The organism is Phenylobacterium sp. (assembly GCF_004297125.1).
GTDB lineage: Bacteria > Pseudomonadota > Alphaproteobacteria > Caulobacterales > Caulobacteraceae > Phenylobacterium.
Genome location: NZ_SCVD01000024.1, coordinates 133,416 through 145,130 on the forward strand (window position 1 = coordinate 133,416; position 11,715 = coordinate 145,130).

Genomic DNA, 11,715 nt, shown 5'->3' on the forward strand with positions numbered 1-11,715 from the left:
CGGGTCACTCCTTCGCATACATCTTCCGGAGACCTTCATGACGCGTCTTTCGCTGCTCGGCGCGACCGCGCTTTCGCTGATCGCCGGCGTGGCCTGCGCCGCCCCCTTGGCCCTCACCAACGTCACGATCATCGACGCGACGGGCCGTCCGCCGATCGAGGAGGGCGTGATCGTCATGGACAAGGGGCGCATCACGGCGGTCGGGCGCAAGTCCGAGGTCGCGATCCCGCGCGGCGCCAAGGTGCTCGACAAGACTGGAAAGTACGTCATCCCCGGGCTGATGGACGCCAACGTCCATCTCTTCCTGAATCTCGACGTGGACTCCCTGCTGCGGTTCCGCGACCGCTACGCGGACGTGATCGTCGAGGGCGCGCAACTTGCCCTGAAGACCGGTCAGACGACGGTGTTCGATACCTGGGGGCCCTATCCGGACCTTAAGGCGGCTCGGGAGCGGATCAACAGCGGGAAGGATGTCGGCGCCCGCATCTTCTTCGCCGGCAACATCATTGGCTTCGACGGCCCCGCCTCGGCGGACTTCAGCGAAAAGTTCAAGGGCGTCCTGCACAAGGACACCATCGATTACCTCAACAAGCGGTGGACGCAGGGAACGGACCGCTCGCTGCTGTGGGACACCTCGGACGAGGTGGGCAAGAAGGTCGCCGACTATGCCAAGCTTGACGTCGACTTCCTGAAATATGCGGCCAACGGCCACAAGGACATGGCGTTCGCGTACATGTCGCAACGCGCCCAGGACGCCGTGGTCAAAGCCGGCCACGACGCGGGCAAGACCGTCCAGGCCCACGTCCATTCGGTGGAGGGCATCGAGTCTTCACTCGATGCAGGGGTGGACATCCTGACCCATTGCGACATCACGCCCGAGCGCATCATCCCGCCAGCCCTGATCCAGAAGATGCTCCAGAAGGGCGCCTATTGTTCCGTCCTGCCCACGACCAGGGCCCATCAGGACACCCTGCCCAAGCGAGCGGTGCACTATCAAAGCCAGTCGATGATCAACATCAAGAACATGATGGACGCCGGCGTGCCGCTCATGCTGTCCACCGACGCCGGGATCACCCACCCCCTGCCGATGGCCGAGCCACAGCTGCGGGTCGACAGCCGGACGACGCTGGGGGAAGGGCACTTCGCCGCGCTTCAGGGCCTGGAAGAGATCAACGTCGATCCGATGAAGGCCCTGCAGACGGCGACGATCAACGTCGCGCGGGGCTACAAGCTCGACAAGGACCTCGGGACGCTGGAACGCGGCAAGTACGCCGACATGGTGGTGCTGGACGCCGATCCGCTAGCGTGGGCGGGCAACTACCGGGCCATCAACACGGTCATCAAGGGCGGCCAGGTGGTCGACCTCGAGAAGCTGCCCACCGCGCCTCTGATCTCCAACCAGAAGATCCAGCCCTACCAGTGACGCGCTTCGCGCCGTCACAAGCTCGTCGGAGACTCTCATGACGCGACAATCCCTCCTCTGCGCCGCCGCGTTCTCGCTGGCCGCCAGCGCGGCCGGCGCCAACCCCTTGGCGCTTACGAACGTCATCCTCATTGACGGCGCCGGGGGTGCGCCGGTGTCGAACGCGGTCGTCGTGATGGACAAGGGCCGTATCACCGCGATCGGGTCCGCCGGCAGCGTGACGATCCCGCGCGGCGCCACCGTGGTGAACAAGGCGGGGAAATATGTGATCCCGGGCCTGATGGACGCGAATGTCCATCTGCACCTCAACCTTGACGTGGACACCCTGCTGCGTTTCCGCGGCCGATATGCCGACATCATCGTCGAGGCGGCGCAGCTGGCGTTGAAGACGGGCCAGACCACGGTGTTCGACACCTGGGGACCATATCCCGACCTGAGGGCGGCGCGCGCCCGCATCAACGGGGGCAAGGACGTCGGGGCGCGGATCTATTTCGCCGGCAATATCATCGGCTTCGACGGACCCGTCTCCGATGACTTCCGCGACGAGTTCAAGGGTATCCTGCGGCCGGACACGATCAACTATCTGAACCGACGCTGGACGCAGGGCACGGGCCGCGAGCTGCTGTGGGACACCGCCGACGAGGTCGGAGCACGGATCACCACCTACGCCGCCAAGGACGTCGACTTCCTCAAGTACGCAGCAAACGGCCACAAGGACTACTCGTTCATGGCGTTCTCGCAAGGAGCACAGAACGCTATCGTCAAGGCGGGCCACGGGGCCGGAAAGACGGTGCAGGCCCACGTCCACTCGCTGGAGGGAATCCAGGCCGCCATGGACGCCGGCGCGGACATCCTCACCCACTGCGACATTACGCCCGAGCGGACGATCCCAGCTTCGATCATCCAGGAGATGGTCGCCAAGAAGGTCTCGTGCTCGGCCCTTCCGGTGACCAAGGCCTACCAGGCCAATCAGTCGAAGACGCTTGAACCGATCTACGCCAATTCGCGGATCAACATCAAAAACCTGATCGATGGCGGCGTGAACGTGATGCTCTCCACGGACGGCGGCATCGACCATCCCCTCCCGGCCAAGGCTCCGGAGAAGCCGCCTGTCGACGTCCGCACCAGACTCGGTGAGGGGCACTTCTTCGCGCTCCTAGGGCTGGAGCAGCTGGGTGTCGATCCGATGAAGGCGCTGCAGATCGCGACGATCAACGTCGCGCGGGGCTATAAGCTCGACAAGGATTTCGGCACCCTGGAAGTAGGCAAGTACGCCGACATGGTGGTGCTCGACGCAGACCCGCTGGCGGCGGCCCGCAATTATCGATCCATCAACATGGTCATCAAGGCCGGCGAGCCGGTGGATCTGAGCAAGCTGCCGACTGCGCCGCTGATCTCCAACCAGAAGGCCCTCGTCGACGCATCGAGTCCCACGCCGTGAGCCACCCTGCGCCGCCCGGGGGGCGCCGCCTCGATCGTCGCGCCTGCCTGGGGGGATTGGCGTTCGGCGCGCTGGCTCCGCGGGCCGTGGCCCAATCCCTCCCGATCCGGCTGGAGCCGGACAAGGAGCTGATGGTCCCGGTCGAGGGCGGTCGGATATATGTGCGGGTAAACGGCGATCTGACGTCCCGGCGCCCGCCGCTGATCTACATGCACGGCGGTCCCGGCGGGAACCACATCGGTTTGCTGCCCCTCACCGCGCTGGCCGATGATCGCGCTGTCATCCTCTACGACCAGCTGGACAGCGGACGCTCGGACGCGCCGGAGGATCCCGCCAACTGGCGCGTGCCGCGGTTCGTCGATGAACTGGATCGCATTCGCGAAGCGCTTGGCGTCGAGCGCTGGCACGTGGGCGGCGGCAGCTGGGGCGGCACGCTTGCTCTCGAATATGGCGCACGGCGTCCGCGGGCGCTGCAGAGTCTGATCGTCCAATCGCCCCTGGTCTCTACGCGATCGTGGATGGCCGACGCGGCGAGGCTTCGGCGTCAACTCCCGGCCGAGACGCGGGATACTCTGACCGCGTGCGATGCGGCCCCGCCGCCGGACGCCACCGTCTGCGACGCGGCGACCAAGGCCTACTATGACGCGTACGTCCGTCGCTCCACGGTGCGCAGCCCACTGTTGGCGGACTATGCGGGCCGCCAGCCGCGACAGGCCGGGCGGGTGGTCTATGAGCAGATGTGGGGCAAGAGCGAGTTCTCCGCCTCCGGCGTCCTGGCAGACTACAATGGTGAGCCGCTGCTCAAGAAACTGAACGGCCCTCGAACGCTCTTCGTGTGCGGAGAGTACGACGAGGCGACGCCGGCGACCGTGGCCGGGTTCGCGCGCCGTGTCCCGGGCTCGACATTCCGGGAGGTTAAAGGGTCCGCCCACGCGATCCTCGCCGACCGGCCCGCGGCATTCTTGGAGTTGATCTCCACATGGTGCTCCAGGTTCGACCGCTCGGTGTGAGCAACGGCTGCTGGAGCGGCGTGAGTTGGACGATCAGGGTTTCGCCGGGCGACTTTTCCCAACTTTCAGCGGGGGATAGCTGCCTTCGGGCGCGCCGAGCCGCCGGCTTCAGAGAACGTGCCGACGGATGTCCGCTTCCGGATCGGATCCCAACTTCAACTTCTGGCGCATCTCTGTCCTGCGGGTCGGTCGTTCGGGACCCATCTTCCCCGCCCTATTGCGGCGGACGACCAAGACGCAGTTCAGGCGCGTTCGCGCAAATGTCGCAGGGGCAAAATGTGTGGACAGATCGCCCCGGCAAGTAAGCGGCACTCGTCGGCGTGCCGGCGGCGCTCCGAAGCCCGCCTGAGACCACGCCATGGCGGTGCGAACGCCGTGCAGGCAAGTACGCTACCATCATGGGTCGTGGGGAATCCGGCGCGACGCGCCCCGGAGTGAGACCTGGTCGCCCGGCCCGGCGCAGGCCCAGCCTTCCTCCGACCCTACGCGCCAGCGGAAGCCTTCGCTAGCCCGCCAGCATTCGTCGCCCCGTATGGGCTCGACGTGGACGGGGCCGGCGCGGCCGGTCGCAAAGATGGTGGCCTCGACGGCGCGAATCCGCCGCTCCTCAGTGGCCTTCTGGGCGACCAAGCCAAAGGCGACGAACGCCGCCGCAGCGCCGAGCGGCAGAAGGGCCAGCCAGCCCATCCCGGGTTCACGGGGGGTGTCCAACGGGTTCCGCCTGGCGAAGCCGCCCCGGCGACCGACGTCGAGGGCGCTCGGGCTTGGTGTCCGTGTCGTCCCTGAATCCGCCGCACCCACCCGCTGAGCGTAGGCTCTTTGTCTGTTCGCCACGGCGACCTCCCGAAAGGTGAGCGCTCATGGCGTCAGGTTATTGACGGACGCCTGACTGGATTCGCTCTTCGGAGCGCCAGCCCGGTCGCATGCGCGACCCAATGTCTGCGCAGAGGATAATCCGGCTCCTTCACACCACAAGCAAAACCGGCCGCTTGTCGGGCGGATCGGGCCTCAGGCGGGTTGCAGCCACATCCATGACCTCTTCGGACTCGTTGGGGCCGGTGCGTCCTGACCGCCTTCGCGGCCCCCGGGTCCGCGATGGCTCAGGCGTCCAGGGCCCGGGTCTTAGGCGGCTCGCGCTTGGCGACGCTCAGCAGCGCCGCGCCGCACAGGGCTGAGACCAGCGATCCGAGCAGCACGCCCACCTTCACCTCGTCCTGCAGGGCCGGGTTCGGAAACGCCAGGAGGCCGATGAACAGGCTCATGGTGAAGCCGATCCCGCAGAGCAGGCTGACGCCGTAGAGCTGCGCCCATGAGGCCGCCACCGGCACGTTCGCGAGGCGCAGCTTGATGGCGAGGGCGGCGGCGCCGAACACACCGACCTGCTTGCCCACGAACAGGGCGACGGCGACGCCCAAGGTGATCGGCTCCAGGGCGATGGCCGGAGTCATGCCCGCGAAGGAGACCCCGGCGTTGGCGAACCCGAAGACGGGAACCACCAGGAAGGCGACCCAGGGCGAAAGACCGTGTTCCAGCCGGTGGAGAGGGGAGGTCATGTCGTCGGGCGCGCCCTTGATGCGGCGCAGCGGGATGGTCATGGCCAGGACGACGCCCGCGACGGTGGCATGGACCCCGGACAGCAGCACCAGCCACCAAAGGGCAACGCCCAGGACGACGTAGGGCGCCAGGCGCAAGATCTTGAGGCGGTTCAGGGCCACGAGCAGCAGCGTCGTCACACCGGCGCCGGCGAGCGCGGCGAGGTTGATCTCCGCGGTGTAGAAGACGGCGATCACCAGGACCGCCACCACGTCGTCGACGATCGCCAGCGTGGCCAGGAAGACCTTCAGGCTGGTGGGCACGCGCGAGCCGAGCAGGGACAGGACCCCCAGGGCGAAGGCGATGTCGGTCGCCGTGGGAATGGCCCAGCCTCGCAGGGTCTCCGGGCTGCCGGCGTTGATCGCCACGTAGATCAGCGCCGGGACCGCCACGCCGCCGGCCGCGGCGATGCCGGGCAGCGCGCGGTTGGCCCAGGTCGAGAGTTGGCCGTCGAGGAACTCGCGCTTGATCTCGAGCCCGACGAACAGGAAGAACACGGCCATCAGGCCGTCGTTGATCCAGTGCAGGACACTGAGGCCGCCGACATGGGCGTGCAGCAGGTCGATGTAGTCCTTCGAGAGCGGCGAGTTGGCGATGAACAGGGCCAGGGCCGCGGCGCCCATCAGCAGCACACCGCCGGCGGCCTCGCTGTCGAGGAATTCGCGAAGCACGGACGTTCTGGCAGGGGGGCGGGGCGGGGTCATGGAACTCCGTTGGGATCAGCGGCCGCGCGTCGTCGGTGTTTCGCGCCGCGCTCGCAAGGGGCTCGACGCGCGTTTACCAGCCCTGCCGCCGAATCCGCAGCAAATGCGCCGGCCAGCTCGCCGGCAGGTTCGGACGGACGCCCGGGCCCCAACGGGTCGAGGCTCAGGCGTCCTGCGACTGGGCCTGCGACAGCCGCCGGAATCCCTTGCGCAGCGCGACAAGCGTCACCGGTCGCGGGCGGGCGAGCCACGGCCTCGAACCGCACGACGGTGCGCTCCACGAGACCCGCGTGACGGGCCAGTTCGGACTCCGTCACGCCGAGCCCGACCCGGCGCTCGCGGCAGTCCTCGGGGGGCACGGCGACCCGAGGCCGATGACCACGGTCCCGGCGTTGCGGTTCCGCGCCCAGGCGTCCTCGTTCGAGCCGGATCGAGGGATCGTTCTTTGCCGAAGGAGATGGTAGCCCGCCGCAGCTCAAGGCTCCGATCCATCCGATCTCCGTTGAAGGTTCGCCCGACGCCCAGGATGTGAGGCATGGGGGGACTCGATGGGCGCCTTTGAGGCGGGTGAACCTTCCCGGAAGTCATCGCGCGCCGATGGCCCCAAGACCAAGCATAAGGAACTTATAAGGAAGGCGGCGCGCGAGACCCCGTAAGGACGGCATAATTGACCCGGCCCGACCCTTGGGGAACGTGAGCGCATGTGGTGGGTGTCTTCCGAGCCTGACGATGGAAACCGGCTGAAGGCGGCGCTGCGCCAGACGCTGCGCTATGCGGCCGTCATCCCGATCATCGGCCTGACCACGGGGGTCGCCGAGCTCGTCTATCGGGGCACCGGCAGCGACCGGCTTTCGAGCATCTTCATCGCGGGCGTCCTGCTGGCGGCGTTCCTGCTGGGCTCGGGACCCGCCTATCTCGCCGCCGTGGCGGCCTTCTTCGTCTACTTCTTCCTCGTCGATCCCCGGTTCCAGTTCACCTTCGGCTCGCCGGACGATTTCAACGTCCTGATGATGTTCCTGGCGGTCTCCGCGCTCACCGGCCTGCTCACGGGCCGGGTCCGGGACGAGGCCGCGCGCGCCAAGGCGCGGCAGCGGGTCAACGGGGCGCTGCTGGACGCCACCCAGGAGTTCTCGGCCAGTTCCGACGAGGCCTTCATCCGCGCACGGCTGGCGCACCACATGGCGCGCGCCGCGCGGGGCGAGGCGGCGGTGCATGATGGCCCCAGCTACGTCAGCGCGCCCACCGCCAAGCTGGCGGACGATGCGGTGCGCATGTTGCGGGCGGCGGAGGGGCGCAACCCCGCGCCGGCGCGCGCGACACAGCAGGTGAACGGCTGGAGCCTCCGGACGCTGAGCGCCGGCGAGGCCCCGCTCGGCATCGTCGCCTGGCGGCCCCTGGGCGGCGGCCCATTGAGCGAGGAGGAACAGACGGTGCTCGGCATTCTGGTCGACACGGGCGCGGCGGCGATCTCACGGGCGCGGCTCGCCGCCGGCAAGGCCGAGGCGGAGACGCGGGCGCGCACCGAGGACCTCCGCAACGCGCTCCTGTCCTCGATCTCGCACGACCTGCGGACGCCCCTGGCCGCGATCCTGGCGTCCGCCAGCAGCCTCGACGCCTTCGGCGAGACGTTTGACGCCGCGACGCGCCAGGATCTGGTGACCACCATCCAGGAGGAGGCCGAGCGCCTCGACCTCTTCGTGGCGAACCTGCTCAACATGACCCGGCTCGAGGCCGGCGCCCTGCAGATCCAGCGGGCGCCCTTCAATGTGCCGGAGGTCATCCAGCGCACCCTTCAGCGCCGCAACCGCAATCACCGGCGCTGTATCTCCACGGCGGCCGCGGCCGGACTGCCCGAAGCGCTCGGCGACCCGGTGCTCTTCGAGCAGGCGCTGGGCAACGCCGTCGAGAACGCGTTCCGATACACGCCGTCGGACTCCGTCCTGTCGATCGCGGCCAGGGCGGAGGACGACGAGGTCATCGTCGAGGTGATGGACAGCGGACCCGGCGTCGCCGGGCATGACTTCGAGCGCATCTTCGAGAAGTTCTATCGCGCGCCCGGCGCCGCGGACACCGCGGGCACCGGCCTCGGCCTGTCGATCAGCCGGGGCCTGATGACCGTCATGGGCGGTCAGGTGGTCGCCGGCGACCGCTCGGACGGCGCGCCCGGACTGGTGATGCGGTTCAGCCTCGAGGCGGTGTCGGCGTGAGCGGGCCGCGCCTCCTGCTCGTCGACGACGAGCCGCAGATCGTCCGCGCCCTGACGCCCGCGCTGCAGGCCGCCGGCTATACGGTGGACGTCGCAGTCACCGGGGAAGGCGCCCTGACCCAGCTGGCCGGCGAGCCCTGCGACGTCGTCATCCTTGATCTCGGTCTGCCGGATCTCGACGGCAAGCAGGTGATCGTGCGGATCCGGGAGTGGTCCGCCGCCCCGATCATCGTACTGTCGGCGCGCGACCTGGAGAGCGAGAAGATCGCGGCCCTCGACGCCGGGGCCGACGACTTCGTCAACAAGCCGATCGGGGTGGGCGAGCTGCTGGCCCGGGTCCGCGCCAGCCTGCGCGGCCGGGAGCGCCGTTTCCGCTCGCAGGCGCAGTTCCGCGCCGCGGACCTGGCCATCGACTTCGCCCTGCGCCGGGTGACGATCGAGGGCCACGAGGTGCGCCTGACGCCTCGGGAGTACGACCTGCTCCGGGTGCTGGCGCGCCATGCCGGCCGGGTGGTCACCCATCGTCAGCTGATCGCCGCGGTCTGGGGGGCTGGCGCCCAGGTGGACGCCCAGTTCGTCCGCGTGCTGGTGGGCCAGCTGCGGCAGAAGCTGGAGGCCGAGCCCTCGGCGCCGCGGCTCGTGACCACGGAGCCCGGACTGGGCTACCGCCTCGTGGCGGAGGACGACGACGGCTCATGAGCGATCTCGTTTTTCGGGTGCGCCGGACGGCGGGCTGGCCTGTGGGAGGAGTGGGATGTCGGTCGAGTGCTGGCGCCTCTATGCCGCCATGGGCCTTGCGCTCGTGCACCTGATCGCAGCGTCGTTCAGTTTCAAGGCCCAGGTGGGCAACCGCTACACCGTCGAGCCGCGGGACGAGGACCTGCAGCCCACGGGTATGGCGCGGGAAGGCTCGTCCGGGCCCAGCGGAACTTCCCCGAGACCTTCGCGGTGTTCGTGGGCGCGGTCCTGATGCTGGCGATCCTGCGGGAAGAGGGGCCATGGAGCGCGTTCGGCGCGGTCGCCTATGTCGCCGGGCGTATTGCCTTCCTGCCCCTCTACGCCTGGGGCGTTCCCTGGCTGCGGACCTTCAGCTGGAACCTTGTGGCCCTCGGGCTCGTGTTTGTGATGGCGGACGTCGTGGTCTGAGGCCCGTTCCCGGCGCGTCAGCGTTCCGCGGGTTCGATCGCCGGCGCGGCTGGGTCCGACACATCGAGCGCATGCACGTTGGCCGCGCGGACGACTGCGCCGGCCGCGTCATAAAGGAACGGCAAGAAGGCGTAGCGCGTGCCCTTGGTGACCTGGGTGGCCTCGTGCAGCACCGAGCAGGAGAAGACCACCGCCCCGCCGGTCGGCGGACGATAGGTTCGCCGCCCGAACTCCGGAAAGCGCAGGTCACCGCCCTCGAACTCGTCGGCGTTCAGGTTGATGGAGACCGCGAACTTCCGGTGCGCCGTGCCGAGGGTGGTGTTGTCCCGGTGCGGATTGAACCAGCCCCCGTCGTCGGCGTCGTAGCAAGCGACGATGTAGCGCTCGATGTGGGTGGTGCTGAACTGGAAGGCCTTCTCGATCTGCGGCAGCAGCCGATGCCGCAAGCGCCCGCGGCATTCGGCGATCAGGACCTCGTCGGTGATGCTCGCGTCGCGCCGCCGCTTGAAATCGCTGAGCATGCCGACCGTTTTACCGTCCCGCTCGACCATGGTGCCTGAAGGGGCGCCGCCGTCCGCCTGGTAGACCTCGATCAGCCGGCGGCACAGCTGCGGTTCGAAGATGCGCGGGACGATAAGCACCGGAGCATGCACCGGGACCCCGGCGTGGGCGTCCGGGTCGCCGAGGCGCGCCAGCTGGGCGATCACCTCGGGACCCCGGGCGAGCGGCGCGGAACCGAGAATCCGCAACATCGGGTCGATCAGGACCCAGAGGGGCTGCAGGCCGCCGGACGCGTCGACGGCATGGTAGAGCCGCCGCAGCTCGCCTTCGAGGTCGGCGAACCAGCGGCAGGGCGGCTCGTTCTGGGCCTTGGCGTAGGACTCCGCGTCCGGAAGCACCCCGAAGAACAGAATCCGGTCGTCGCGGAAGAGGGCGGCATGGTCCTGGATGAGCTGCAGGGCCGCGTCGCGCTCCGGCCCGGGGTGCGGCAGGAAGCCCAGCAGGATGTAGCGCCCGCCGAGGCTTCCGAACGCGAATTTCGGATTGATCGGCGAGGGCGCGCTGAACAGCGGGGCCGGGATGCCCGCGGGCAGGCTCATGGTCGAGTCTCGTCTCTCGCGGGCGTTAGAGGCCGCCGTCGTCGAACAGTGACTGACCGGGGACGATGCGCAGCATCGGCGATTCCGGATCCGAGTAGATGAACGGATCCTCGGCCGCCGAGCCCGCGGGGGCGGCGTCGCCGGATCCCGCGGTCGGCGGCGTCCAGCCGGGGTACGGCGGCTGCCAGTCCGGATAGATCGCGGGATGGTTCCAGGGATCGAGGGACGGGTCCTCGGCCGGGAGCGGCTCGACATCCGCCCCGGCGGAGGGATCGGGGGCCGTCACCGGGCCGGGGCCGGGGTCGGCGGCCGGGGCGGTTCCGCTCGGAACGTAGCCGCTGACCTTGCCGTGGGCGTTGTACCAGTAGTTGGCGTAGTCCTCGACCGTCGTCCCGCCCACGCGCTCGGCCCAGGCGTCGGAATTCCGGTCGTTGTTGGGGCCGTAGTATTCCGTGAAGAAGGCCTGGAACACGTCGGGGCGGTCGCTCAGGATCTTCGAGAGCGGAATGCCGTCGAGGGTGGTGCGGCCGGCCGGCGCCTCAGCCCCGCCCTCCGCCGGCGCGCCCTGGAAGCCCGAGTCCGGCGTATAGCCTTCGAAGCGCCCGTGGGCGTTGTACCAGTAGCGGGCGTAGTCCTCAGGCGTCTCGCCGCCGACCCGGTCGACCCAGGCCGGCGAGTTGCGGTCGTTGTTGGCGCCGTAGAAGTCCCGGTAGAAGGCGGCGTAGACGTCGGATCGGTCCCGCAGGATCTGCGCCGGATCGATCTCGCCCTCCGGGGCGGGCGCCGAGAGGCCGCTCAGCCACGACTCCCGCGTGGCCATGCCCTCGGGCGCGACCTCAGCCGGGAAGACGCCGTCGCGTTCGACGAGCAGCGGCGGCCCGTCGCCCGGGGCTTCGACCGGGAGCGGGGGGTCGAAGGTGATCGCCGCGGGGTCCGCGACCTTGTCGTCCGGCGCCGCCAGCGGCGCGATCGGTGTCGGGAGGCGCGTGCTCGCCGCCGCCGCATCCGCGTCAATAGGCAGGCCCGTTCGCACGGGATCCCAGTCAAAGGCCTCGTCTTGCACCGTTCCCCTCCAGTCGCGTCACGGGCGGG

At 68.9% G+C, this 11,715-nt stretch carries 11 protein-coding genes; 7 read left to right on the forward strand and 4 right to left on the reverse strand.

The window, feature by feature from the left end:
- Positions 1–37: 37 nt before the first annotated feature.
- Genes EPO51_RS16935 through EPO51_RS16945 form a run of 3 tightly spaced genes read left to right on the forward strand, consistent with a single transcriptional unit; the run spans position 38 to position 3,874 of the window.
- Positions 38–1,423, forward strand: a complete 1,386-nt coding sequence (locus EPO51_RS16935) for an amidohydrolase family protein (RefSeq protein ID WP_293352685.1) — start codon at positions 38–40, stop codon at positions 1,421–1,423.
- Positions 1,424–1,460: 37 nt separating this feature from the next.
- On the forward strand, positions 1,461–2,864 hold the full coding sequence (locus tag EPO51_RS16940; RefSeq protein WP_293352687.1) for an amidohydrolase family protein: 1,404 nt from the start codon (positions 1,461–1,463) through the stop codon (positions 2,862–2,864).
- 56 nt (positions 2,865–2,920) lie between these two features.
- The gene (locus EPO51_RS16945; protein ID WP_293352689.1) at positions 2,921–3,874 is read left to right on the forward strand and encodes a proline iminopeptidase-family hydrolase; all 954 of its coding nucleotides are present in this window, start codon (positions 2,921–2,923) and stop codon (positions 3,872–3,874) included.
- A 396-nt stretch (positions 3,875–4,270) separates the two neighbouring features.
- On the opposite strand, the gene EPO51_RS16950 is transcribed toward EPO51_RS16945, so the two are convergent.
- Both EPO51_RS16950 and nhaA read right to left on the reverse strand, forming a co-directional pair.
- The gene (locus EPO51_RS16950) at positions 4,271–4,585 is read right to left on the reverse strand and encodes a hypothetical protein (RefSeq protein WP_293352691.1); all 315 of its coding nucleotides are present in this window, start codon (positions 4,583–4,585) and stop codon (positions 4,271–4,273) included.
- 389 nt (positions 4,586–4,974) lie between these two features.
- Positions 4,975–6,171, reverse strand: coding sequence for a Na+/H+ antiporter NhaA (gene nhaA / locus EPO51_RS16955; protein ID WP_293352693.1), 1,197 nt, complete (start codon positions 6,169–6,171; stop codon positions 4,975–4,977).
- Positions 6,172–6,872: 701 nt separating this feature from the next.
- Here nhaA and EPO51_RS16960 point away from each other — a divergent pair.
- Genes EPO51_RS16960 through EPO51_RS28075 form a run of 4 tightly spaced genes read left to right on the forward strand, consistent with a single transcriptional unit; the run spans position 6,873 to position 9,523 of the window.
- Entirely contained in the window at positions 6,873–8,378 is a 1,506-nt protein-coding gene (locus EPO51_RS16960) for an ATP-binding protein (protein WP_293352695.1), read from the forward strand.
- The gene (locus tag EPO51_RS16965) at positions 8,375–9,076 is read left to right on the forward strand and encodes a response regulator (RefSeq protein ID WP_293352697.1); all 702 of its coding nucleotides are present in this window, start codon (positions 8,375–8,377) and stop codon (positions 9,074–9,076) included. Before EPO51_RS16960 ends, EPO51_RS16965 begins: the two co-directional genes overlap by 4 nt.
- Before the next feature lie 55 nt (positions 9,077–9,131).
- Positions 9,132–9,347, forward strand: coding sequence for a hypothetical protein (locus EPO51_RS28070; protein WP_363200870.1), 216 nt, complete (start codon positions 9,132–9,134; stop codon positions 9,345–9,347).
- Complete coding sequence (locus EPO51_RS28075) at positions 9,326–9,523, forward strand: MAPEG family protein (RefSeq protein ID WP_363200872.1); 198 nt, start codon at positions 9,326–9,328, stop codon at positions 9,521–9,523. Before EPO51_RS28070 ends, EPO51_RS28075 begins: the two co-directional genes overlap by 22 nt.
- A 17-nt stretch (positions 9,524–9,540) precedes the next feature.
- Here EPO51_RS28075 and EPO51_RS16975 read toward each other — a convergent pair whose 3' ends face one another.
- On the reverse strand, positions 9,541–10,623 hold the full coding sequence (locus EPO51_RS16975) for a 2OG-Fe(II) oxygenase (RefSeq protein ID WP_293352701.1): 1,083 nt from the start codon (positions 10,621–10,623) through the stop codon (positions 9,541–9,543).
- A 25-nt stretch (positions 10,624–10,648) separates the two neighbouring features.
- Positions 10,649–11,686 carry a hypothetical protein gene (locus EPO51_RS16980; RefSeq protein WP_293352703.1) on the reverse strand — a complete coding sequence of 346 codons (1,038 nt, stop codon included), beginning with the start codon at positions 11,684–11,686 and terminating at the stop codon, positions 10,649–10,651.
- Positions 11,687–11,715 lie beyond the last annotated feature (29 nt).

Bases quoted from the DNA above. Each gene is read 5' to 3' on its own strand.
- EPO51_RS16935 (WP_293352685.1), top strand. From the start codon at position 38: ATGACGCGTCTTTCGCTGCTCGGCGCGACCGCGCTTTCGCTGATCGCC.
- EPO51_RS16940 (WP_293352687.1), top strand. From the start codon at position 1,461: ATGACGCGACAATCCCTCCTCTGCGCCGCCGCGTTCTCGCTGGCCGCC.
- nhaA (WP_293352693.1), bottom strand. From the start codon at position 6,171: ATGACCCCGCCCCGCCCCCCTGCCAGAACGTCCGTGCTTCGCGAATTC.
- EPO51_RS16960 (WP_293352695.1), top strand. From the start codon at position 6,873: ATGTGGTGGGTGTCTTCCGAGCCTGACGATGGAAACCGGCTGAAGGCG.
- EPO51_RS28070 (WP_363200870.1), top strand. From the start codon at position 9,132: ATGTCGGTCGAGTGCTGGCGCCTCTATGCCGCCATGGGCCTTGCGCTC.
- EPO51_RS16975 (WP_293352701.1), bottom strand. From the start codon at position 10,623: ATGAGCCTGCCCGCGGGCATCCCGGCCCCGCTGTTCAGCGCGCCCTCG.